General features: G+C 52.9%; 19 protein-coding genes and 1 riboswitch. Of the genes, 12 read left to right on the forward strand and 7 right to left on the reverse strand.

All coding sequences use genetic code 11. The annotated features are described in order from the left end of the window. The first annotated feature begins 3 nt into the window (after window positions 1-3). The 4 genes from VFA09_18630 (at window position 4) to VFA09_18645 (ending at window position 3,805) form a co-directional block, all read left to right on the forward strand. A complete protein-coding gene (locus VFA09_18630; GenBank protein HZU69300.1) occupies window positions 4-1,071 on the forward strand; it encodes an FAD-dependent oxidoreductase in 1,068 nt (355 codons plus the stop codon). Window positions 1,072-1,076: 5 nt separating this feature from the next. Continuing rightward, complete coding sequence (locus VFA09_18635) at window positions 1,077-1,679, forward strand: NUDIX hydrolase (GenBank protein HZU69301.1); 603 nt, start codon at window positions 1,077-1,079, stop codon at window positions 1,677-1,679. 52 nt (window positions 1,680-1,731) lie between these two features. Next, window positions 1,732-1,914 carry a hypothetical protein gene (locus VFA09_18640; GenBank protein HZU69302.1) on the forward strand — a complete coding sequence of 61 codons (183 nt, stop codon included), beginning with the start codon at window positions 1,732-1,734 and terminating at the stop codon, window positions 1,912-1,914. A gap of 325 nt (window positions 1,915-2,239) precedes the next feature. Beyond that, window positions 2,240-3,805, forward strand: a complete 1,566-nt coding sequence (locus VFA09_18645) for a glycosyltransferase 87 family protein (GenBank protein HZU69303.1) — start codon at window positions 2,240-2,242, stop codon at window positions 3,803-3,805. Here VFA09_18645 and VFA09_18650 read toward each other — a convergent pair. Further along, window positions 3,802-4,590, reverse strand: coding sequence for a ferritin-like domain-containing protein (locus VFA09_18650; GenBank protein HZU69304.1), 789 nt, complete (start codon window positions 4,588-4,590; stop codon window positions 3,802-3,804). The genes VFA09_18645 and VFA09_18650 overlap by 4 nt on opposite strands. Window positions 4,591-4,910: 320 nt before the next feature. Here VFA09_18650 and VFA09_18655 point away from each other — a divergent pair, with 320 nt between their 5' ends. Further along, complete coding sequence (locus VFA09_18655; GenBank protein ID HZU69305.1) at window positions 4,911-5,594, forward strand: PadR family transcriptional regulator; 684 nt, start codon at window positions 4,911-4,913, stop codon at window positions 5,592-5,594. Between the two features lie 356 nt (window positions 5,595-5,950). Then, window positions 5,951-7,096: a tetratricopeptide repeat protein gene (locus tag VFA09_18660; GenBank protein HZU69306.1), complete on the forward strand. Its 1,146-nt coding sequence runs from the start codon at window positions 5,951-5,953 to the stop codon at window positions 7,094-7,096. A gap of 3 nt (window positions 7,097-7,099) precedes the next feature. On the opposite strand, the gene VFA09_18665 is transcribed toward VFA09_18660, so the two are convergent. The 3 genes from VFA09_18665 to VFA09_18675 form a co-directional block, all read right to left on the reverse strand. Next, window positions 7,100-7,942 (reverse strand): hypothetical protein, encoded by an 843-nt coding sequence (locus VFA09_18665; GenBank protein ID HZU69307.1) that lies wholly within the window; start codon window positions 7,940-7,942, stop codon window positions 7,100-7,102. Between the two features lie 65 nt (window positions 7,943-8,007). Further along, window positions 8,008-9,741 (reverse strand): alkaline phosphatase family protein, encoded by a 1,734-nt coding sequence (locus VFA09_18670; protein ID HZU69308.1) that lies wholly within the window; start codon window positions 9,739-9,741, stop codon window positions 8,008-8,010. Window positions 9,742-9,755: 14 nt separating this feature from the next. After that, the gene (locus VFA09_18675) at window positions 9,756-11,867 is read right to left on the reverse strand and encodes an inactive serine/threonine-protein kinase VRK3 (GenBank protein HZU69309.1); all 2,112 of its coding nucleotides are present in this window, start codon (window positions 11,865-11,867) and stop codon (window positions 9,756-9,758) included. Between the two features lie 449 nt (window positions 11,868-12,316). On the opposite strand from VFA09_18675, the gene VFA09_18680 reads away from it, so the two are divergent. From VFA09_18680 to VFA09_18700, 5 genes are all read left to right on the forward strand, one after another. Then, window positions 12,317-12,865, forward strand: a complete 549-nt coding sequence (locus tag VFA09_18680; protein ID HZU69310.1) for an NADH-quinone oxidoreductase subunit J — start codon at window positions 12,317-12,319, stop codon at window positions 12,863-12,865. A gap of 3 nt (window positions 12,866-12,868) precedes the next feature. Then, a complete protein-coding gene (gene nuoK, locus VFA09_18685; GenBank protein HZU69311.1) occupies window positions 12,869-13,189 on the forward strand; it encodes an NADH-quinone oxidoreductase subunit NuoK in 321 nt (106 codons plus the stop codon). 13 nt (window positions 13,190-13,202) lie between these two features. Further along, window positions 13,203-15,344, forward strand: coding sequence for an NADH-quinone oxidoreductase subunit L (nuoL, locus tag VFA09_18690; GenBank protein HZU69312.1), 2,142 nt, complete (start codon window positions 13,203-13,205; stop codon window positions 15,342-15,344). A gap of 10 nt (window positions 15,345-15,354) precedes the next feature. Next, the gene (locus VFA09_18695; protein HZU69313.1) at window positions 15,355-16,947 is read left to right on the forward strand and encodes an NADH-quinone oxidoreductase subunit M; all 1,593 of its coding nucleotides are present in this window, start codon (window positions 15,355-15,357) and stop codon (window positions 16,945-16,947) included. A gap of 82 nt (window positions 16,948-17,029) precedes the next feature. Next, window positions 17,030-18,514 (forward strand): NADH-quinone oxidoreductase subunit N, encoded by a 1,485-nt coding sequence (locus VFA09_18700; GenBank protein ID HZU69314.1) that lies wholly within the window; start codon window positions 17,030-17,032, stop codon window positions 18,512-18,514. A 48-nt stretch (window positions 18,515-18,562) separates the two neighbouring features. Here VFA09_18700 and VFA09_18705 read toward each other — a convergent pair whose 3' ends face one another. Next, window positions 18,563-20,464 (reverse strand): protein kinase, encoded by a 1,902-nt coding sequence (locus VFA09_18705; protein HZU69315.1) that lies wholly within the window; start codon window positions 20,462-20,464, stop codon window positions 18,563-18,565. Between the two features lie 24 nt (window positions 20,465-20,488). Further along, window positions 20,489-22,357 (reverse strand): serine/threonine-protein kinase, encoded by a 1,869-nt coding sequence (locus VFA09_18710; protein HZU69316.1) that lies wholly within the window; start codon window positions 22,355-22,357, stop codon window positions 20,489-20,491. Window positions 22,358-22,548: 191 nt separating this feature from the next. Here VFA09_18710 and VFA09_18715 point away from each other — a divergent pair, with 191 nt between their 5' ends. Then, complete coding sequence (locus VFA09_18715) at window positions 22,549-22,968, forward strand: hypothetical protein (GenBank protein ID HZU69317.1); 420 nt, start codon at window positions 22,549-22,551, stop codon at window positions 22,966-22,968. A gap of 61 nt (window positions 22,969-23,029) precedes the next feature. On the opposite strand, the gene VFA09_18720 is transcribed toward VFA09_18715, so the two are convergent. Then, the gene (locus VFA09_18720) at window positions 23,030-24,226 is read right to left on the reverse strand and encodes a hypothetical protein (GenBank protein HZU69318.1); all 1,197 of its coding nucleotides are present in this window, start codon (window positions 24,224-24,226) and stop codon (window positions 23,030-23,032) included. 204 nt (window positions 24,227-24,430) lie between these two features. Continuing rightward, window positions 24,431-24,547: riboswitch (TPP riboswitch) on the forward strand. The last annotated feature ends 9 nt before the right edge of the window (window positions 24,548-24,556 follow it).

Raw genomic sequence — 24,556 nt, forward strand, 5'->3', positions numbered from 1 at the left:
ATCATGCCTTCTATCGCAATTATAGGCGCCGGATGCAGTGGCCTTGCCGCCGCCCATGTACTACAAGACGCCGGATACACCGTCACCCTCTTTGAACAACACAATTATGCTGGTGGGCGAGTCGCGACAGGTAAACGTGAGGGCTTCATTTATGAGTATGGAGCGCAATACATCAAAGGCGGCAGCCCGGTCAGCGATAGTTTGATTCTTGAACGTTTCCGCGCGGAAGATTTGATCGATATCGACAAACCCGTCTGGATTTTTGATAGCCAGGGACACATCCAGGAAGGCGATCCGGCGCAGAATATCGGCCCGAAGTGGACGTACCGCAGTGGCCTTTCTACCTTACCGCAACGTATGGCGGAAGGACTGGATATCCGCTTGAGGAGCCATGTTTCACGAATAAAACCCCTGGCGGCAGGTTGGAGCCTGGCCGGTGAAGAAGGCCGGCCTCTTGGAGACTACGATCAACTCCTGATTGCCCTGCCCACAGGTGAAGCCGATGCGCTTATCCTGTGCAGCAAAGAGGACCTGAAAGATGATTCAACGAACTGGATGTATCTCGTAAGTGTTTACCTGCGCGAGGGAGGCTCTAAACCGCTGCTTTCGGTGATGTTAGGATACGAGACAAGGCCCGAAAAGCGCCCCTATTATGCCCTGGTCAATACAGATAAGAAGCACCCCATCTCCTGGCTGGCCTGGGAGCATGAAAAGTCTCCTGAGCGAGTTCCACCGGGTGCGGGACTGTTGATAGCGCAGATGGCTCCTCAATTTACGCTCGACCATTGGAATAACAAGCACGAGCAAACCGTAGAGGATGTACACCAGCTGGTTGTCGAACTCATCGATGAGCCTCTGGACACGCCAGTTTTTGGTGATGTATATGCCTGGGCCTGCGCATTGCCGGTGAGAAAGGCTAACGCCGATACCATCAATGCTATAGCCTTTCCTCATCGCCTGGCTTTTTGTGGCGATGGCTACGTTGGTGGGCGCGTTCACCTGGCACTGGAAAACGGCATCAGGGTAGCACACCAGATTATTCAAGGGCACGTGGAAGAAAAACAGGAGTAAAAATAGTGTTTCCCACGCTTCCGCCATCCACTCAAGATGAGCTTGAACAGTTAGCGCAGCGTTATGGGCGTCCACTGGTACATGACGCTGTGCTTGATACACCCGGCATGTTCGACCCGCTGAACCGTACTGATCGCTTCGGAGAAGTATGCATGGTCGTGCGTCGCAGGAACGGCAATTTGCTCGCCATCAAGAAAACCTTTTATCCGCCCGGAGCCTACCGGTTGCCGACCGGAGGAATCAATCACGGAGAACATATCCTGGATGCATTGCGACGTGAAACATACGAGGAAACCGGTCTTGAAGTCAACGTTACCCGGTTCCTGGCCGCGGTAGCATATCACGTTGGAAGTAGCGAAGCGAACCCGCTATTTTACACATTTGCGTTTCTGCTGGACGAAATAAGTGGTTTGCTGCAAGTCGTCGATGAAAATGAACGCATAGAGGCCTTTCGCGAGGTAAAGCCTGCCGACCTGTTGCTCATGGCTGATTACCTCAATGGTATAGGAACACAACATAGCAGCGAAATCAATGGCGACTGGAGAGATTGGGGGCGCTTCCGGGCCGTAATTCACAGGCTGGTATGGGAAGCCCTCAAGGCCGCGTAATTGCAGGGCATGCTATAATATGGTTGTTGATATTTATCCAAGGGACAAAGATATGAACAAGAAACTACTCAGCACGGTCTTACTATTTGCCGTTTTCATCGGCTTCCTCTGGTGGGGCCTCTCCATGCTCACATCGCCCGGCGATGCTGAAACGAAGGTCTATGCCGTTTTGCTCCTCGGCTGCTCCGCCTACGCGCTGGTTTCAATTTTAATGCTGCCACGCAAAAAAATGTAGAGCCGCTTAAATTTTGTGACGTACCCATGACCCCCTTCGTTTTAAAACTCAGGCCGAGAAACTGAATCATAAGGAGTCGCTTCTATAGCCGATTCATATAGGAAGCGACCAGGCGGAATCCCCTCTGAGGCAGGTTGCTCGCAGGGCAATTGAGTAGGGGAATCCTGCGAGTTACGGGACTTTTTGCTCGCATATCTCAGACCAATAGACCTTTGTCCTTGCTCGCAGGATACGAATAGAAAATAGCGCTACTCTCGGCACTTATAGGGGAGGTTAAAAGCGCTCCAACCTGGAAACCCGTAGCCCAGGAAGAGTGCGCCAAGTTATGGAGCAAGTACCTGTCTTAACACGGTCAGATCAATTAGAAAAGCAAGAGAACGCCAGTAATGAGAAGTTTCGCTGGATGCGACATTTCTTTACAGAAGATGTATCAGCAGGTAACCGTTCGCTTATCGACCTGCAGCGACGAGCTACCTGGATAGGAATCGCGTGCGTTCTTCAGGCAATCGATCAAATTGACTCCAACTGGTATCTGCAATTTTTACCTTTCCTGCGCCCCATCATCCATATTTACCCCGTCTTTCTAATCCTTGGCAGCTTTTTTGCCATGTGGCAGGCATTACGCCCCGCGAAGCAAAAAAAGCAGGCCGAACGCCCTGTCCGCCGTCCTCAGCGCTGGCAGCGTATTGCCCTGATATGCATATTGCTGGCAGCGATTGGAGGCGTATTCGAATTTTCACTCGCAACCGTAACCAGCTTTATGTCTCCTCAGTATTCTAATGATGGGACTTCGCTTGATACAAATGCTGCCGCCCTCCTTTTAGAGGGGCGCAATCCCTACACCGATTCAGATATCGTCCACCTGGTGCGCGCATTTGAAATCCAGCCGGATTGGACAACACCTTTGCGCGAAGGACAGTTTGCCGGACGGCTGGCATATCCATCCCCCAGCGAAATGCGAACCGTGCTGGACACGGACTTGAAAGCAGGAAGCGCCCCTGAATTCGAATCGAAGGTCAGTTATCCTGCCCTGTCTTTCCTGTCACTTCTTCCATTTATCGCGCTTGGTATATATAACGTCCTCATCTTCTATGTTGCGTGCTACCTGGTGCTGGTGGCAATTGCCTGGAAGCTGGTACGCCCGGAACTGCGTCCCTGGGTATTGCTACTGGCATTGGCCAATGTGGGGATGTTATCTTCGGTTGCGGGTGGAAATCTCGATATCTTTAATATCGTATTGATTGTGTTTGCCTGGCTCTTGAGGGAGCGGAAATGGAGTTCAGCGGTTTTCCTCGGCCTGGCTATTGCGACCAAGCAACCTTCCTGGCTCATCGCTCCGTTCTATGCAATCATGATCTGGCGCCACTATGATTTCAAGGAAGCGGTACGCCGCCTGTCTATTGCCGGCGTCGTCGCCCTTGCTATCAATCTGCCTTTCATTCTTTGGGACCCACATGCCTGGCTCGCTGGTGTTCTGGCCCCGGTTGCCGATCCGATGTTCCCTCTGGGAGATGGTTTGATCAGCCTCAGCTTTGCCTCGATCCTACCCTTTTTCCCATCCTGGGTTTACGATATCCTCGAGTTCTCTACGATGATTGCATGTCTCGTATGGTACTGGCGTCTAAGCAAGCAGCGTCCTGAAGCGGCCCTGGTATTTGCCTTTATGCCGCTGTTTTTCGCGTGGCGCAGCCTGCCCTCTTACTTTTACTGCTCGGCCTTCCCGCTGTTTATCATGTTGACATCCAATGGGCTGGCTCGACTGCGTGGAGAAGCCAGTCAATCACTATCTCTGCCATTTGGTTATGGCGGGCGAACAGTAAACGATTTAGCGGGTAGTGTCGGTATGCATGCGGCAGTCCAATATCCAGGAATGATACGCAATTTGCGTTAATAAATGGGAGGCGTTCCAATGTCCAGACCTATTTTGGCTGCCAGTTTCTGTGCCTGCACAATTGACTCTTGAATCATTTTCATATCACGCGCGCTCATAGTGGTGTTGATCCAGGAACGCGCTCTCGGACGCCACATAAGATGCTCCAGAAATAATGGCCATACTTCCTGGCTCACGCGTTCAATGGCACGTTTCGTATGAGGGGAGGCCTGTTGTAGTAAGAATTGCTCATACGCTACACCGGCCCCGTGATGAATTCCATCGTCAATCGCCAACCGCTTGCAAATCTCACCGAGAATAGTACCTGGCGCCGCCGCCGCGATCTGATGGAAACGATCAATGACCAATCCTTCATAGATGACCTGCAGCAGCCACACTTTCTCCTCAATGCTATCTGATTCTAGCGTCAGTTTGCCCAGTTTCTCAAGATAAGGATCAGGCTCACCCGTACCTCCCACTTCCTGCGTCAGCTTGAGCCAGGCCTCCGCGTGACGAGCCTCATCTTGCATCATCGTCGAATAATAGAGCTTCCCTGCCATATCAGGCGCCCCTGTCAGCAATTGAACCGCGGCCTGAGATGCCAGCATATCAGCCTGTAATTGCTGGGTTACGACTGAAACCCATATCTCCCGGCGGCGAGCAGCCTTCTCCTGCGATGCTTGCTTCTCAGGTATAGGCGGCAACTGGCCCCATGATAGCTGTTCTACCTTCCAGGCTTGACGCTTTGCCAACGTATAGAAACGTTGCATTTCTTCAACAGTTGTCTCATCTGGTTGTTGGCTCATAGCATGTTCCTTTCAATCAATCCCGTTCAGCATCAAGCACGAGAATGGATCAATAGACAAACGTGGCACCCGGCACTCTTTCCTCGTCTTCAAGGCGTAGGGGCTAGATAATCCAGGCCCATGTAAATACGAGCTGAGGCGGCGTTTCCCGCATAAGCACTTCATAAATTCTTTTCCATATGCGATAAGAGTATCGTAACATGCAATAGTTGTGCCGTCAAGGAGCATACACCTTGACACCTTGACAATCAAAGCGATATATCGCTATAATTAACGATATATCGCTTTGATTATCGGCGCTGTGGAAAGGAAGAACGAATATGTTCGGTGAACGTTTTGCTTTTGGATTTGAGGGATCAGGAGATGAATCCTGGACGCCTCCATGGTTACGGTCCGAGGGCCGCCCGGATCGAGGCCCCCGTTTCTTCGCTATGCACCGGGGACGTGGCCCATTTGGTCATGGCCCGTTTAGTCCTGGAGGTTCCTTTGGTCCTGGCGGAGAAGGAAGCCGCTTCTTTGGCCGGGGTGATATGAAGTTTGCCCTGCTGCAGCTCTTGCAAGAGCGCCCTATGCATGGCTATGAAATGATGAAAGCCCTTGAGGAAAAGTCGGGTGGGTTCTATACCCCCAGCCCTGGATCAATTTATCCCACGCTGCAAATGTTGGAAGATCGTGGGTTCGTCACCTCTAGTGAGGTCGAAGGCAAGCGAGTATATAGTATAACCGATTCCGGCCGTTCCATGCTAGCCGAACGGCGGAGCGACGAAGAAGGATTCGCAGGCCCTCCCTGGATGCGAGGTCGAGGCCCCGGTGGGCATGGTCAGCGCCCGGAAATGAGAGCATTGCGCAGTGAAGCGGCGGAAGTGGGGCGCTTGTTTGCCATCGCCGGCAGGATGTCCCTACAAAACCCGGAGAAACTGGCCCGACTGCGCACTATCATTGAACGCACACGTAAAGAATTAAGTGACTTGATCTATAACACTGATTCGCAGCACGGGCAGTAAAAAAAGGGTTACGGTTTTAACCAGGCTCATCCAAAAGTCCTGTTTTCTAGCAAGTGTTAAGGCGAATTTCACCTCGATTGACGATAGTACCTTGTGTACAGGTCGAACTTTAGGCTATACTGTAAGCAACGGGAATCGCTTTGTCACTCAGTGGGCGCGGTGACGAAGAGGCAAGATATCCCGTTGCATTTTTTATTCTGCTCACCTTTCAGAAAGTTCTGCCTCACCTGCTGCACAAAGTATCTGATCTCTACGCCTCCCTATCCAAATTTCGCAATCTCATCATCTTTTCTATTAATTTTCAAAAAGATGTGTTATACTAGCATAAGTCCACTTTGTAGGGAGGTATTGCCATTATGTCACAGATGCAAGAAATGGAGTTGATGCTTCTACGCGCTCGCCTCAACATTCAAGAAGGGCGACCGGAAGACGCTTTGACCGCACTCGAAACCATTCAGACCGATGATCCCGAAAAACAGCGAGAAATTGCCTATTTATGTGCCTGGTGCTACCACCAGCAGGGAAAATGGACTGAAGCAGTTCGTTATCTTTCTCAGTATACTCCGAACGACATCGAAGATAACTGGAACGATGCAGATCATAACGAGCGTGAGCGTCGTGCTTTCTATCTTCTCTGGCTCGGAAATGTTGCCGTCAACCTTTCGCATTATGCCGATGCTTCTCGTCATTACGAGCAATGTCTCAAAATTTTGCGTGAGCGTCGCGTTCATCTTCCCAGGGTCCTGCTGAAAGCTCGCTGCGGGCTTGGCCTGACCTCCACCATGAACGGGTTTTATCTTGCCGCTATCCAGCACTACGAAGATGCGCTCCAGCTCATTAAGGATGATCTGGAGAGCGAAGACGCCACCGAGATCTACTATGGACTCGCCGATGCCTACCGCTTAGCAGGGAAGTTTGAGCAGGCCTATACTTATGGTAAGATGGCACTGCGGCTCTATGAAAAAAGGTCCCAGCGCTATTGGGAAGGACGCATGCACAACCTGCTTGGCCGCATTTGTTTCCAGATGGGCCAGTATCAGGACGCGAGCGACCATTATATGGAAGCGCTCTCCGCTGCGACCCTTGATAACTCCCCTGGCATGATGATGATCAACTTCGTCGCTCTCGCCGACCTGCGCCTGTCTGAAGAACGTCTTGAAGAGGCTTTGCGATTCTGTCAACGCGCTCGCGAAGCAGGTGCGCGTGTGAACGACGAACACCTCTGCGGCCTCATGTACCTCGTCTGTGGTAAGGTAGTCCACGCACAGGCCGAGCAGACCGAAGGCGCGCGCCATCAAGAGCTCCTGGAGGAATCTATCCAATACTTCGAGCAGGCCCTGGAGCAACTTTCCCGCACTCAGGCAACCACCAACCTTGCCGAATTGCATGGCTGGTTGGCCAAAGTCTATGAAGAGTTGGGACGGCATCAAGATGCGGTTGAGCACTGGAAACATGCCTACTCCTCGCTCTCCACTTCAAAAGGCCCATCCTGGTGGTACTAGTTGCTATTCTGGCTGTAGCCGCACCAGCATAATGCCGAACCAGAGCACCCAGATCGCGAACAGCAGGATCGCCGGGGTAGTGAGTACGGCCTGCCCTGCATTGCCCGCGTTGGGCGCGTATGCTACCTCGACCGCGCTACCGCTTAGCAGCGCGGCGAGGGCCAGCGCCAGGTAGCTGAACAGCACCCATATATCTGGCCACAGATTTCGCCCCCGCCTGGCAATTACCATGCCAAAAAATAGACACGCAATTGCCAGTAATCCCCCGCCTACCGTGTAAGTAATAAAGGCTAACATGCCCGAGAAAGCAGCAAAATTGGTAGGCAGCATATTCGACGTAGACACGACCAGCAGATAAATTGTACTCGCCAGCGTCCCCGCCACCGTCAGAAGCAGTCCTGAAACTCCTCCCCATGCTGCGATCACTGCATAGCCCCGCCCGCGCCACGCGTAAGCTGGCATACCACTCGCATCTTTGCCATCTGTATTGCTTTCTTCTGCCGCCTCTTCGTCTGTCTCCTCGTCTTCCTCCTCTTCCTCTACATCCTCGTTCTCCTCTTCGTCCGCACCCAGAATTTCCTGCGCCACAATAATACGGAACAGCGTAAAAGGCAGGCTCAGCATCAAAGCGAATCCCAGCATCAGTAGCAGGCGATAGCCAAGAAATTGCAAATCGTGCCTGGAAATCCAATGCAGCGTCGCAACCGGTGTCGCTAAGGCGTCTCCATAGCCCTGTGGTACGAGTATAAGCAGTTGATAAAGCAGTACTCCCGGAAAGAGCAGCAAAGCCCCAATAATGCAATAGAGGCCGTTTCTATGTAGTTTTGATAAGAATGATCGTTTCATGTTCGTGTCGTTTTGATACTATCTCAGTCCGGTGCGCCTGTCAATAATGGATGTCGCTTCTCTTATTATGCCGGTGGTTGCTGTTGTGACCTGACCTTCTGGTGAACTTCCATCATATAATGTTTTGCCGCCCCCTGTGTGTGAATGCTCAAAAAGTTTACGGCCCGTCGCTGCCTTTCTGTCGCGGGAGTCGTGTGTAAATCACGTAAGAAGGCTACATGCAGGAATCCTTGCATCGCGGGATCGGGGGGCGCTGCCGCTTTAGCAGGATTTTCAACGAGTTGTCTTGTGGCCAGTCGTTCAACTGGCTCGTCTGCACAAGCTATTCCTGAAGAAGCAGGATTGGGTAAAGTTACAGGCGCATCGGTTCGCGGCGCATCCAGGGAGAAGAGGTGATTGAGTGAGTTCGCTTGCTTATCGCGCTCCGTTAACGGCTGCAGGCCAAAAATGTTCTCCACGGTAGCAAGTACCGAAGTATGGTCATAAACGGTATGGTCGATGGTATTTTTGGGAATAAGAGGCGATATGATGATGGCAGGAACGCGCACACCAAGCTGCTTAAAATCAAATGAGGAGCGATTGTTCTCAGGGTTGGTCGGTTTATCGCCGGGAGCTACCGCCTGCGGTGGCGGCACGTGATCGTAGAATCCGCCATGTTCATCGTAGGTGATGATCAGGACGCTATCTTCCCAGTGCGGTGAGTTACGAATGGCCTCATACGTGCTTTTTATGAGCGCTTCGCCCCGCGTAATATCGTCCAGGGGATGCTGTGAATTGCCGCACACAAAGTCTGATAAAACACGATAATCCGGTTCGATAAAGGCGTAGGACGTGCCATAATCAGCATTCTGCACATCCTTACTAAAGTCCTCGAATTCGCGAAAGCGACCCTCGGCAAGCCGCACCGTCATCCCGCTGATTGCCAGCGCCTGGGGAAACAGGTCACCCTTATAGATAGTCCAGCTGAACCCCTCGTCGTCAAGCTCATCGTAAATGGTGCCATTGTCAAATGTAAAGCCGTTGAAGAGTATGGAACTCGCCATATCCGCATTTGAGGGACTATGATCGAGTCCGCCTGATGATGCGGCATGAATAAAGAAACGATTGGGCCATGTCGGGCCGGGCATAGAGGAAAACCAGCGATCGCACACGGCAAATTCTCGCGCCAGAGTCGTAAGCACAGGCAGTTGCTCCGGCGCAAAACATTTCATGATCTCGCCGGGATGTTCCGTATCGACGGTAGCATAATCCAGCACGAAGCCGCTATTATCGATCTGAGGATAAGTGCCCTTAAGTCCGCAGAGCTGCATCTTGACATCACTGAACTCGTGCCCAGGATCATGCGGCATCGACCAGTCGGCAGGAGAGGAAACAGCGATCTTATTGCCACGCGGGTCAAGATTCCAATCCCGCGCCGGGTCCAGCCCATCGATAGCAGTAGGCTGCCCGGTCCCGGCGTCGGTTCCACGAATATTGGAGAAGCCGAGCAAATGATCAAAGGACCTGTTTTCCAGCATCAACACAAACACATGTTTGATGCGGTCGGGTTTCTTCTTGCCGTGTACGAAAATTTGGCAGATGATAAATGCCAGTTGTATGCCGAGCAGCCAGAAAAGGTTGACCAGGTTCGCGAAAATGAGGCAGGCATACTTAACAACAGTGTAGAACGCCACAGCGGCCCAGTTTCCATGCTCCTTGATGGCGTTGTCTGCCCACTGCGTGCATCTATACGTAATTCCGATCAACCAGCGATCTCGAGTGCGGTCAGCCTGCAATTTACGATATCCGCAAAGCGACACCCTTGCACCTCTCTTTAAACAGGGAGCGTCAGGACATTATGTCCCTCGCGCCCTGGTTGTACCAGGTGAGAAATGAAGAGTTCCACCACAAACGGTTTATCATAGAGTGGCTGGCGTTTTTCGTTCAGGAAAAAGATATGCAGGCGATCTCTACGCCCGCTCGGTCCACTGGCCAGCGGGCGCATCGGAATTGTTACTTCCGCGACATAGCCTGAGGCGGGAACAGTTACCAGCGCTCGCTGCACAATATAAGCGTAACTCTGGTAAAGCGCCGAGCGTACCTCAATCAGCACTTTATCCCCATACACAAGCGCGCTAAGCCCGCATGGTTCGGACCCCCTTTTCGCCCCCGGAGCCAGTACCGGCTCATCTCTGCCCATGATATGCAGGCGGATCGTATATCCTTGATCCGGCTGTATGCGTAATGGAGTCTCGATAATAGCCGCGGCTGCCGTCGCCGCCTGCGGTTGGCCAAGGATAAACTGCTGTAATTGCTTGAACCATGATCGTTCGCCGCTCTGTGAGGCCAGATTGCCCTCGCGCGTAGCAGGCGCTCTTCTGCTCGTTGCTCCACCTCTCTGTTGCGGCTTCATCGCCGGTAACAGGCCGGTGATACGCTGTTTCCAGCCGGGAGGTTGCTGCTCCACCTTGTTTGGACGTGGTTGTGCAGGTAGGGAGACCTTTTCTTCTGGAGCAATGGTATCCTGCTCCCAATATAAATCCACCGTATCCGCCTCGACTACCTGGTCGAGCGTGTTCTGCGTACCCTGCGCGGCAGGTGCCGCCTCGACACTTCTGACTTCTTCTCGCGTTTCAGGTGAAATCGTTTGGGATTGCTGTGTAGGGGCTACATTTGTCCCGCTCCTCTCCGTTGCGGCTCCTGCGTGTTCTGCCGGCTCCTGCGTTGGCGATGCCGGGCGAGGCGCAAGCGGGCGCTGTGGAATTGTTTGCGGGCGCGCCGATTGCCAGCGTTCCAGATTCTTGTACGAGAGCGGGACAATACGCACCGTCTCAACATCTCCATCCCCCTCGACGGCGGGAGCGACTTCGCTGCTCAACTTCGGCGACCTCATCACTAAGGGGCGGCGGAAGCGAGGATTGCGCAATGCCGCGGCCATTTCCGCGATAGTCTGGAAGCGCTCTTCAGGATCGACCGATAGCGCCTGCATAACGCACTCATCTACATGAATGCTGATATGTGAGTCGATCTCCCGTGGAGAACGTAACCGCTGCTGGGAGCGCAATGCCGATTCATCAGGAGGAGTCCCGGTCAACAGCAGGTAGAGAACTGCCCCCAGGCTGTAGACATCTGAACGCTGATCCCCATTGCCAAGCAGCGCCTCAGGTGCCCCAAAGTATGACAAATGTGTTGCCGGCGACATTGGAGCAGGCAGCATCTCACGCAGCTTCGGCGGCAACCAGGAAATCATCAACGCGGGTTCCGCCTGCTCGCTGTTCGTATTTAAGATAATCGTATAGGGATCAAGGTCCCTGACCACGATTTGACGGCTATGGAGCCTCTCTAATACCTGGCAAAGTTTCTCCATCCACTCAAGCGTGCGGCGTTCTGATGGTAAGCCCTGGCCGCTTTGTAGAAAGTCTTGCAGCGTATAAAGCCGGGAGGTATTATTTCTGGTGGCTTCCTCGCTTTCGACGTTCTCTTTTGTTCCTGAGAGGGCGGCTGGTTTTCCGGTAACCGTGTAGAGATGCAGCTGCGAGTAACGCAGGTCGGTCACAGGCATTAAATGAGGCAACTGCCAGCGGCGCAGCAAATCGTATTCCTGCTCTACCAGTTTAATCGCTTTCATCCGATCCTCGTCCTCTAAGGCAGTAATATCTATATCACGCATAGCCACCATGCGCTGCTGCCCGGTCTGGGACGGTCGGCGGTTATCGAGCGCAAAGTAGAGATTCACATAGGGACGGCGCCGGATAAGGGACGTAATGCGATAGTATTGAGCGATATCAGATTCATCTTGCACGAGTAAAGAGGCATCTTTTTGTTTATCGATACGCTCGCCACAGGAACTGCAGAAAGCTGCGTGCGGCGGCAAAGCGGCCTGGCAGAATGGACAGAAGAGGCCGCCATCAGTCGTATGATCGGGGGAAGCTTGTGTCATACTCATAATTCATTCTCTTTCAATCCCAGTCGGGAAAAGGTCCAGTTCCTGCCGCTTCCCTGTGGGAGGAGTGTAGTAGCCAAACCTGCATATGTCAAGTGCAAATGCTCTAGCGAGTCAATTTGATAGGTTGCTTAGTACCTGACAAGATTATAGCATAGCAATGAAAACTCTTCACCCTGCTGTATAGCAGGATAATAGGCATTTTATCTTATCCTCTCCGGAACAGATGAAAAACTCTGACCTTGCCACAAATGGTTGGTTTTGTTAGAATTCTCCAAGATGTGGTGTGCTTTTAAGCCAACATACATGCTACAATAACAGTAGTGCAGGCTAAAAGGCCCGGATTCTCGATTGAGATTGAAAAAGGAATATTGCACTCTCGCCTGGCCGTTCTACCCTCAAACAATGTGGGCAGATTCATGTCGAAAGAAGTACCTGGAGGCGTTATTTTTATGGACTTAGCAACACTTCTATTTTGGATCGTTGCTGTGATACTGGTCGGTTCCGCTCTGCTGGTGGTGGGATTGAATAACATCGTTCACAGCGCGCTGTCCCTGGTCGTCGTCTTCGCGATGGCCGCCGGCATCTATCTTCTGGCTAATGCCGAATTCATCGCCATCGTACAAATCCTGATTTACGCGGGAGCGGTTACTATCCTTATCCTCTTTGCTCTCATGCTCACCCGTACCGTCAATATCCAGACCAATAGCAACCCGATAAACAAATACTGGTGGTTGGGAGTGATTATCAGCGCCCTGGTCGGCGCGACGATCCTCTTCGCGGTCACCGTCAGCCCGCATTTTGTGGCTCCTGCCAGTAGCGCCCTCGGATATAGCGCGCACAATAGTACCTGCCCGCTGCCACCGAACAATGTCGTCTACATTGGCAACTTATTGTATAGCCCCACCTGTTATAGCTACGTGCTTCCTTTTGAAATCGCATCGGTTGTGTTGCTCGTAGCCATCATAGGCGCGATCGTGATTGGTAGGGAGGAAGAATAATCTATGCTCACGCTCAATCATTTTCTGGTACTCGGCGCTGTCCTTTTCTGTATTGGACTCTACGGAGCCATCGTGAAGCGCAACGCCATCGCCGTGCTGATGGGCATCGAAATTATGTTGAATGCAGTCAATATCACCCTGGTTGGTTTTTCGCTCTTCAACACGGCCAGACCGTATGCTACTTATTTGACCGGCCAAATTTTCGCCATTTTCATCATTACTGTCGCCGCCGCCGAAGCCGCGGTCGCCCTTGCCATGGTCATCTCCATCTACCGCAAGCGCAGCACGGTTGACGTGACAGACTTTGACATGATGAAGTGGTAAATGGAGAAATACTATGGCATTGTATTCGTATTCCTGGTTCATTCTCTTCTCGCCGCTTTTCTCATTTGTCGTGATTGTATTTGGCACGCGCATGTGGGACCTGCTCAGCCGCAAGTCCGTTGAAGCAGCCGCCACGCACGAGGAAAAAGAGGAAGCCGAGGAGGAGAGCGATATTCATGAAATGAAGGTGCAGGGGCCAAAGGGTGAGGATCAGACTTTTCTCGATATCGAAGACCCTAAAGTGCCCCGCCTCACACCGGGTGCCAGGATCAGCGCCTATCTAGGCATAGTGATCATGGGGCTTGCCTGCATTTATTCCTGGATTTTGCTCCTTGCTTCAACAGGCGTTATTCCTGGTTTTCCCATGCCTGCTGGCGGCGTTCCCGTTTTTTCCTACAATTGGTTCACGCAAGGAACTGCCAGCTATATCATCGCCTTTCGGGTGGATAACCTGGCCATCGCCATGATGGTCGTCGTCACGACCGTCTCGCTGCTGGTGCAATTTTATTCACAAGGATACATGGAAAGGTCGTCGGGCTACGCGCGTTTTTTTGCCTATCTCTCGCTCTTTACCTTCTCCATGCTCGACATCACCTTTGCCCAGAACTTCCTGGTGATCTTCATCGGTTGGGAGCTGGTCGGCCTGAGTTCTTACCTGCTGATCGGCTTCTGGATCAACAAACGAGCCAAGCCTGACGAGGACCGCCTCTCGCCCGCCAGCGCGTCCATTGAAGCCTTTATCACCACGCGCATCGGTGATGTTGGCTTCATTATCGGCATCATGATCCTGTTTACCAGCACGGGCACCTTCGATTTTGCGCAACTGGCGACGCGCGTTGGAACCATGGACAAGGCTCTGCTCACGACTGCAATGATCCTGGTCTTCTGTGGCGCCATCGGCAAATCCGCGCAGTTCCCGCTGCATGTCTGGCTTCCACCTGCTATGGAAGGCCCGACACCGGTCAGCGCCCTCATCCACGCTGCTACTATGGTGGCCGCCGGTGTCTACATGGTGGCGCGTACCTTTCCGCTCTTTGCCGCCGCCGGGCCGCAAGCGTTTGAGGTAGTGGCCTGGGTGGGTGCATTCACCGCTCTCTTTGCTGCTTCGATTGCCATGTGCCAGAGGGACTTCAAGCGCGTCCTGGCATTTTCCACCATCAGCCAGCTTGGTTATATGTTCGTCGGGCTTGGTGTCGCTGGTAGCGCTTATGGCCCTGGCCCTGGTATGTTTCACCTGTTCACGCATGCTTTCTTCAAAGCCCTGCTCTTCCTGGGTGCCGGTAGTGTTCTGCACGCCTTGCATCATGCCACGCATCACGAGGAACAGCGCATGGATAAAATGGGTGGACTGGCAGCCTTTATGCCAGTTACAGCGATCACCTGGCTGATCGCGACCCTTTCAATCGCCGGTTTCCCTTTCTTCGCCGGCTTCTATAGCAAAGAAAGCCTGATCGGTTTAGCCTTCGATAGCGGCCACTACGCGATATGGGCAGTCACCTTGTTTACCGCCGGCCTGACAGGTTTCTACATGCTGCGCGCCTATATCCTGGCATTTGGCGGCAAGGGTGGCCCCTGGGGCGGGCTCTGGGGCAAGGCGGAACTCTATCGCGGCGAAGGTCACCCACATGAATCACCGCTGACCATGACCATTCCACTGGTCTTGCTGGCAATCGCCTCGGTCGCCGCCGGGTACTGGTTCGGCATCTATGGCTACCTGCAACCGGGCGTCAGCTTCGACGTGGGCCGCTTCTTTGCCGATTACAAGACCTGGGTAGGCGTGGTTGTCTCCATCGCCGGTCTGGGCGTCGCCTATGCCATCTACGCGCGTGTCGAATACGCGCGCATTCATGAATACGTCGAAAGCCACGCGGCCCTGCGCCTGCTGCACCGCATCCTGCTGAATAAGTATTATATGGACACACTGTACAACCTGCTCATCAAATATGGCGTGCTTGGTCTCTCGCATATCGAGCAGGCCTTCGATATGTACATCGTGGATGGGCTGGTCAACGGCGTAGCGCAAGTGGTAACCCTGTTTGGGCGCGACCTGCGGCACACCGAAACCGGTCGCGTGCAGGCCTACATGATTGGCTTCTTTGGTGGTGTAGCAGTGCTGGCAATCGTCGTCATCGCGCTGGTCACATATGTGAAGTGAGGGTAAGATTGTGATATTTACGAGTGATCTCACCTGGATACTCTTCCTGCCGGTGTTGGGTGCATTAGCAGTGCTGGCAACTCCGGTACGCATTGCGCGCTGGATGGCTTTGTTGTTTTCCGCCGCCACCTTCGCGCTATCCCTGGCCATATTCGTCCGTATCGCCGTTAATGGCTACAACTTTGGCAGCCTGGCGAATCCTGCCGATTCGTACAATGCTCCGTGGATCAATTTTACCGCCGGCTCCTTCCATTTCGTCGTGAACTACTTCCTGGGGGTAGATGGTCTGGCTTTGCCCATGGTCATCTTGAACGCCCTGCTCACGATGCTGGCAATCATCGGCGGTTGGCATAAAGTGCGCGTCAAAGAATATATGGCCCTGATACTGCTCCTGGAAACTGGCGTCATGGGCGTCTTTATATCGCTTGATTTGTTCCTCTTCTTCCTCTTCTGGGAGGTCGAACTTGCACCCATGTTCCTCTTGATCGGCATCTGGGGCAACGAACACATCAAGCATACCGTCTTCGGAGATATGCCCGGTCGCATCTACTCGGCCTGGAAATTCCTGCTGTACACCTTCTTCGGCAGTATCTTCATGCTCGCCGGTATCCTCTTGCTCTACTTCAACGAAGGCGGCACCACGGCCAGCATGCAGTTCTTCCTGACGCATATGCCGGGCGGTAATATATCGTTCCTTGGTATCACGATGAGCCTGCAGCTCCTGATCTTCCTGCTCATCTACCTGGCTTTCGCCATCAAGATACCAATGTTCCCGTTCCATACCTGGCTGCCCGATGCGCACACCGATGCCCCGACCGAGGTCAGCGTGATCCTGGCGGGTATCCTGCTGAAGATGGGGGCCTATGGATTGATCCGTATCTGCCTGACGCTCCTGCCGGTTGGTATCCAGCAGTTCTCCGGCTGGCTGGCGATCCTGGCCGTCATCAACATACTCTATGGCGCGGGTATCTGTCTTGTGCAGACCGATATGAAGCGTCTGATCGCCTACTCCAGCGTCAGCCATATGGGTGTCGTACTGCTGGGTGTAGCGGCTGCTGCCGGTCTCACTGGAACAGCCCAGCTTGCATTTCGCACGGCGGCGCTCACAGGCGCGAGCATCCAGATGTTCAGCCACGGTATCATCACGGGTATGCTCTTCTTCTGCGTCGGCGTCATTTACGATCACGCGCATACCCGCGAAATTGCGGTCTTCGGCGGTGTCGCCAAAACGATGCCTATACTGGCAACATTCTTTACGTTCGCGGGTCTGGCATCTCTTGGATTACCAGGATTGGCCGGCTTCGTCGCCGAATATATGACCTTTACGGCCAGCTTCCAAATCTGGACCGCGGTGACTGCTGCCTCGGTCTTCACGATGATCCTCACGGCAGGCTACCTGCTCTGGATGTTGAAGCGCGTCTTCTATGGTCCATTCAATATCAAATGGAAGTTGCTGCCGGATGCGACTTTGCGCGAATCGCTGCCTCTCATTTCGCTCGCATCGGTCATCGTTCTTGTCGGGATATATCCAGCTTTCTTGATTAATATGCTGAATCCCAGTCTGACCGCGATCATGCAGACGGTGACTACGGCGCTGCATTGAATGGAAGGGGCATGATGTCCTGCCTGAGCGCACGGCACCGCCCGCGTACTCAGGCGGGGCGAAAAGAAAAGGAATAATCGGTATGTTTCAAGTATATGATCTCTATTTACTAGGGCCAGAATTGAGCCTGACGCTGCTGGCGTTGCTGGTGATACTGGTGGATCTGTTTATAAAGCGCTTCATCGTGACTACTGTGGTCGCGTTTGTCGGGCTACTCATCCCCCTCGGCATCCTGATATCGCAGGCCGCCACGCTGAACTTCACGCAGCCACATCGTGCCTTTTACGGCATGCTCGTCGTTGATCCGTATGCCATCTTCTTCGGCTTCGTCTTCCTGTTTATCGCCTTCATGATGATCCTGATGTCCTACCGCTATATCCAGAAATACGTCAGGTCAGGAGCCGAATTCTACATGCTGCTGCTCTTCTCCATCACTGGCATGATGTTGATGGCAAGCACCGGCGAGCTGATCTCCATCTACATCTCCTATGAACTCGCCAGCATACCGCTCTACGTCATGGCGGGCCTGTTGCGTCAAGGGGAGCGTTCGGCAGAGGCAGCTGTCAAATACGTCCTGCTTGGCGCCATGTCCTCGGCCATCCTGCTGTATGGCTTTGCCCTGCTCTACGGCCTCACGGGAACCACCGACCTGATGGGTATTGCCGCCGCCATCCGTACCGGAGTCGCGCCCGGCAACCCCCTGCTCATGGTCGCCTCTGTTCTTATCCTGGCCGGCTTCGGCTTCAAAATTTCAGCGGTCCCATTTCACATGTGGGCGCCGGATATTTACGAAGGCTCCCCGACGGTATCCACCGCTTTCTTCTCCGTTGGTTCCAAAGCGGCAGGCTTCGCCGCTCTCATTCGCGTGTTCATCGATGGCGGCCTGGGGCAGGTCAACTATACCTCCCTACTGATCATCTTCTGCATCGTCGCCATCCTGACCATGACCTTCGGCAACATCGTCGCCGCGGTGCAAACAAACGTCAAGCGCCTGATGGCCTATTCCAGTATCGCGCAGGCAGGTTACATCCTGATCGGTGTGATCGCCAGCCTCTCCGATAAGAACGCGAATGGCATTTCTGCGTCTCTCTTCTTCATCGCGGTCTATGTCGTGACCAACCTGGGAGCCTTCTCCGGCATCATCGCTCTGGCGAATGCGACAGGCGGCGAGCGCCTGGAAGATTTCCGCGGCCTGGCAAGGCGCTCACCCCTGGTTGCGGCCTGTACAGCACTTTGCCTGCTCTCCCTCGCAGGTATACCGCCCCTGGCAGGCTTTATGAGCAAGGTTTTCATCTTTACTGCCGTCTGGGGGCAAAATCTCGGCTGGCTTGTCGTGATTGCCTTACTCAATACGGTCGTGTCGCTGGTCTACTACGGAAACATCGTGAGATCCATGTACTTCGATGCCCCGCCCAAGCCGGACTACTTCCGACCCTCACCCACCATAGCGACCTCGATCACTGTAGCGACGGCGGGCCTGCTCGTCCTCTTTTTCGGCGCGCAACTCTTGCTGGCCGTATCCGATCCCTCGGCGGGCAGCCTGCTCGCCTTCCTGGTTGGCAAATAAAACATGTAATGAGGTGAAGCATGAGCCTTCACCTCATTCTAATGTTTATTATGTTGGTGAAGTCCATACCCTGGCATTACGAAAAACAACCTCGGTCGAATGCGAATCATTATCAGCGAAAACTCCAATTTGCCCCTCCGAGTAGTTATTATCGATAACGTTTCTAATAAGCTGATCATTTACATAGACAGACAGTGAATTATCGTATGCAACAGCCGCGATGGTGTTAAGTTGATCATAGCCCGCATTGATTATAGGGGAGGAGCCACTAGCGAACGTTGTAGCCGCCTGCCCATGACTATTATAGAATAAGAATTCGTATGATCCATCCTGACAAATGCGGAAGTAATAATAATGACCGGTGATGATATTGCCACGAAAGAAAATGGCGCCACAATCCCCTGCAATAATAGTGATCTGTGTCTCAAAAGCAAAGTTGCTAAAGTCTGTATTTTGTGCTGCACAGCCATGGTAAAGTGGGCTTACTGGTGCGGTAACTAAAAGAGCTCCTCCTGAAAACATGCAACTTCCGCCGCTATCGCTGTTCTGCGTCCAATTGTATCCCAGGCTATTGTCCTTTAGTGGGTCAAGCAATGCCAGCTTCCAATTATATGGAGGATATGGGTCACGATTCGCGGCTACGACTGTGGTAGTAGCATTTCCCTCAGCAATGGTAGTCGTCGTAATAATCGTCTGAGCAGTTGCTGTTGCATGATTAGCCTGTGCTGTCCCCTGGGCGGCGAAAGTGCTAGCATCTCTGGCCTGGGTAGTTCCTATCACATTCGAATTGTTACTATTGTTGGTTTGTCCGCTGCTCTTAAAAAGGAGCACTCCCACACTGCCCAATACAACAAGTAATACCAGGCCAAACAAGACAAAAACCCTGCCGGTAGAGAAGCCTTGACGCCTGCCAGGCGTTCCGGTTTCTGCTGGACGCGGCATAAGAGGAACTGGGGACAATCCTCCTGGATTAGACGCGGGAAGGGTCCTCTCGACACCGCCAGAATCTGGCTGGAGAACAGTTGCCGGTAACGAATTGGAATACAGGTATGGCGTGACGGGATTTTTCACTAAGGTTGGCCCATCAGCGCTTTGCAGGGCTTGCTGGAAGGCCTGAGCAAAGGCAGCTATGGATGCATAACGATTCTGAGGTTGTTTGTCCAGTGCTTTCAATAATACAGCATCGATTTCCTGGGAAATACGGGGATTAAGTGTGCTGGGTGGCTGTGGTAGCTCGTTGGCGTGCAGGTACATCATACGCATCGGCGGACCCTGAAATGGGGGACGACCGGCCAACATTTCATAAACCATGATCGCCAGTGCATATTGGTCGGTTGCAGGTACTGGATCGCCACTCCATTGCTCAGGAGCCATATAAGTTGGAGTACCACGCACACTATGGCTGATATTTGAGGTTGCGCTGCTCAATTTTGCCACGCCAAAATCGGCTAGTAGAAGGTCGGGACGAGCAGGGTTCTCCGGGTTGCTACGAATGAGAAAATTGGAAGGCTTCACATCCTGGTGAATGATAGCATGGTTATGTGCATATTGAAGAGCGCTAGCGGCCTGCTGAGTGAAGCGAGCGATATTCTCCAGGTTAAACCTGTTTCCGTATTGCTGCAGCCAGTTTGCCAGCGAACCCTCCTGGCGAAAAGGCATGACTAAAAAGATATATTCCCGACCGCCTACTTTTTCTTCTCCATAATCAAACAGAGGTAAGATATATGGGTGATCGAGCATAGCGATGGCTCGAGCCTCGCGCTGAAAAAGGCGGGCAGCTTCTTGACTCTCGAGGGAGCCTGGATAGGTACTCGATTCTGTGCGTATCACTTTGAGAGCGACTTGCCGGTGAAGCTGTATATCTTCCGCCAGATATACCTCACCCATACCGCCGCTTCCAATCAAACGCAGCAATTGATAATGCCCCAACTTTAGCCCTTCAAAAGCCATATTTCCCCCTGAAATCGACACAAGCTATATCTTCCACACCATCGCGTTGCTGAATATAACGTCGGCCGTAGCACTATTGCCAAGACTCTCGGATGCTACCACTCCAATTTGACCAGAGCTATAGGTGTTATCGGCCACGGTAACGAGCAAATGATTATTCACATACAGGCTGATAGAGGTTCCGTTTGCGACAATCGCCAGCACATTAGATGCCCCTGATCCTGTATGAATGTACGAGCTGGATCCCTGTTGCAGTGGCGAGGGAAAGTTATCGCCATTAGCGATAGCAAGTTCATACGATCCATCGCTGCCAATTGTAAAAAAATAGAAATTTAACTGGTTACCGCGAAATGCAATTCCGCCCGCGTCGCCCGACACAATAGTCATTTGTACCTGGAATGTCAGATTGCTAAGCGGTGGCACGTTGGTCTCAGGATGACAATTGGTAATGCCGCCGAGTACAGAATTCTGAATGGCATGATACTGATTATTGATGAACTTGCAACTACCCGAACCTGCGATATCCGATATATCCCACTGGTACCCCTTGCTGTTATCACGCATGGGATCGTCAAGTACCAGCGTTCCTGTATGTGGCGGGTAGGGATTTTGCGTCTGCGGTAGCGTGGGCTGCGTGGCAGTGCCGCCAGGCGTGGTTGCGTTGCCGTTTGCTGTCGCTGTGGCATGAGCGTTGGCAGTGGCCGTAGCATTGACATTGGTGGTATTGCCGTTCGTTGTAGCAGTAGGCGGATTGGCCTTACCGCCTCCATTCTGATGCAGAAGCGCCACTGCTAGCCCGGTACCGGCAAATATGAATAGCAGGATCAGCCCGAGAATCACAAAGGTTCTTGCTCGAAAGAACCCGGATTGCTTTCCTGGAATGGCCTGGGTCTTACTGATTCCGGGATCAGGCACAGGCATGGGTGTGAATGAGTAATCCGGTCTACGAACTGTGCCTTGTGAAGCTGGTAAAGATGGTGAGGCTGCAGGCGGCGCGGCATAGATTGTGCGTTGGAACGCGGGATCGGGAAACAGTGCCTGCTCTAATGCGCGGGCAAACTCGGTGATAGAAGGATAGCGCTCCACAGGGTCTTTGGCGAGCGCGCGTAGTATCACCGCGTTTACCGCTGTCGGAAGGGCCGGATTGATGGTGCTGGGCGGCGGCGGCGGGGCCATAAGATGCTGGTACATGATCTGATTCGTGTTACCCTGAAAAGGAGAGCGGCCGGTCAGCAGTTCGAAAGCCATGATCGCCAGCGCATATTGATCGGTGGCCGGTACAGGCGCGCCACTCCACTGTTCGGGCGACATGTAGATCGGGGTGCCGCGCACAGATTGACTGCTGCGCGTTGCAGCCGCCGTGATTTTAGCAACGCCAAAATCGGCCAGCAGCAGATCAGGAACGTTAGGGTTATCGCGGTTGCTGCGAATAAGAAAATTGGCCGGCTTGACATCACGGTGAATAATGCCCCGGTCGTGCGCATACTGGAGCGCACCGGCTGCCTGGCGTATGAGTTGTACAACATCTTGCGGCGCAAGCGGCCCCATATCCTGGCGCTGCTTCAACCAGTCCTTGAGCGATCCTTCCGTGCAGAAAGGCATGACCATATAAGTCGGCGTAGAGCCATCTGAGCTTGCCTCATCAAAATCGAAGAGCGGCAAAATATGGGGATGATTGAGTTTGGCTATCGTCTGAGCCTCGCGATGGAAGAGCCGGATGGCATCTCTCGTCGCATCGTCATCGGGATACGCGCCGATCTCAGTCGAGATCACCTTAATCGCTACCTGCCGGTCAATGCGTGTATCCTCCGCCAGGTAGACTCTACCCATCGCACCTTGTCCGATCAGGCGCAGTAGCCGGTATCGTCCATTCTGCAACGATTCTAATGCCATACATGCCCCTTTTAGACTAACCAGTAGAATATCGCAAGCCCTTGAAGAGTATAGCACAGGAGCGGAAGGATTGAAAATATGAAGTGTGGCTGGGCTCTGGCATAGATTGGTTCCGTTTGCGTCTCCCCTCACAAAAGTTGTACCCTACACTATTAAGAATCTCGAATGCACAGCAACGGAGACTGCATCCAATGAGTACCGACAGTTCACAAGAAACGTGGCCTGAGCGTTCCGCAACCGGCAAGAATATCCTTAAACGCCTTGCTCGTAGGATAACCGGCAGTGTGAGGGCCAGAACAATATTCGGTGAGCCAATAGAAAAAGAGGGCATCACCGTGATTCCCCTTGCCAGGGCGCGTTGGGCCACCGCTTCTGCCTCGGAGGGTAGGGGCCGATTGATCCCGCCCAGCGCCGATTTATCGGCCCACGGGTGGGAAACCGTTAAAATAACCCCGGCAGGATACGTTGAGGTGAGAGATGGTCGCGCCAGGTTTCACCCAATGTATGATCCCGCCAGGGTGACACAGATAATAGTCGCTTCAGGAGTCGTGGCAGTGCTGCTGTTGCAGGCAGTCCACTGGCTCATCTCCAGACAAAAAATGGGTAAGTAGGGCTGGCCATAAATTGCCAGCCCTACTTACCCATCTTACCGCTCCAGATTCCAGACCTGGATTATAGTATCCACACCTTTAAATTGTTGAAATCAACCACCGTTGAGTTACTGACATCTTCAGCCGCAACTCCCACGCGACCCGCTACTAGCGTACTATCTGTGAACGTATTCAGGTGCTGCATATTGATATAGATGTCGATAGTACTTCCCTGGGCGACAATGCCGATAACATTGACCTGGTTCAACTGCGTCTTGATGGCTGAACTGCTGCCCTTGCCGATGGTATGAAATCCGCTGGGATCGACCTTATCCAACTCGTAATTGCCCGTCAGGTAGACGCCGAGGTAGTAATAATGGGTATCGCTATCATCGGCGCGGAAAACCACTCCTCCTCCATCGCCTTGCTTGACGGTCATCTCTACCTGGTAGGCAAAATCGCTGAAGTGCTTCGCCTGGGTAGTGCAGTTCTGGACAAAGCCGGTCTGCGATTCTGATATCTGGTAAGAGCCGCCTGTAAATGTGCAAACCTTGCCATCATCAGGCCAGTTATTGCCCTGGCTGTTATCGGTTAATGGATCGTTGATGGCTAATGTTCCACCTCCAGGCGGATAAGGGTTCACGCCCGCAGATGCCGTTGCTGTTGCGGCAGCGCTGGCCGTGGCATTCGCGTTCGCCGTAGCGTTGGCATTGGCGGTGGCGGCGCTATTTGCTGTTTGCGCCGTACCCTGGGCATTGGCGGTGGCCGTCGCGTTCGTATGAGCGGTTGTCGCGCTGTTATTGGCTGCTACCGCGAAAATGATGCCCACGATAATGAGCAGCACCACTACGCCTGCTATAATTGCCAGAATGCGACCTGTGCGACGCGGGCGCGGTGGAGGAGCCGAGGGAACAGGCGGAATAGGAGGTACCCCCGTAGATGGCTGCTGCTGATAAGGCGCGTAGTTCGGATTCGAAGGTGAATTTACCACCGTCGGGTCATTTGAACCGTAGGGGTAATAATTGGGATTCGATCCTGGCCCCGATGTATCCCGCGTTGTGGGATTCGCCTGGTACGGATTGTATGGATCGTAATTCGTATTGGGCGGAGGCGGCGCCCCTGGTCCGGGTGTTGGCGGATTAACAGGATACGGATTGTAATTGGGGTTGGAACCCTGGTTAGGTGGAGGCGGAGGTGGCGCACCATATGATGTTCCAGGATTCTGATTGGGATCCGAAGGATTCGGATTGTAGGGGTTATAGTTAGGATTCTGGCTCACAATATTGGCTCCTTGTCGAAATAAGCAAAGAGAACGATATAAAAGCTGAAATAGTATAACATAGAGCCGAGCAAAATGAAAGAAATTTGGCCTCATAATTTCGATTGAAGTAAAAAAGCAGAAAACCGTTTTGCAAAGCTGCCATGTCGTGTGTTATATTTCATAGTGTCAATATAGTACGTTAATCATCATAAATAACGTGTATCTTGTTCGCCAGGGAGCTTGGGAAAGCCAGGCTGAGAGGGTGGCCTACTTCGTCGCCACCGACCGGTTGAACCTGATCTGGATAATGCCAGCGCAGGGACGGACAGCAACATCACGTTGAAGAAG

This window comes from Ktedonobacteraceae bacterium, from assembly GCA_035653615.1.
In the GTDB taxonomy this organism is placed as follows: Bacteria; Chloroflexota; Ktedonobacteria; order Ktedonobacterales; family Ktedonobacteraceae; genus DASRBN01.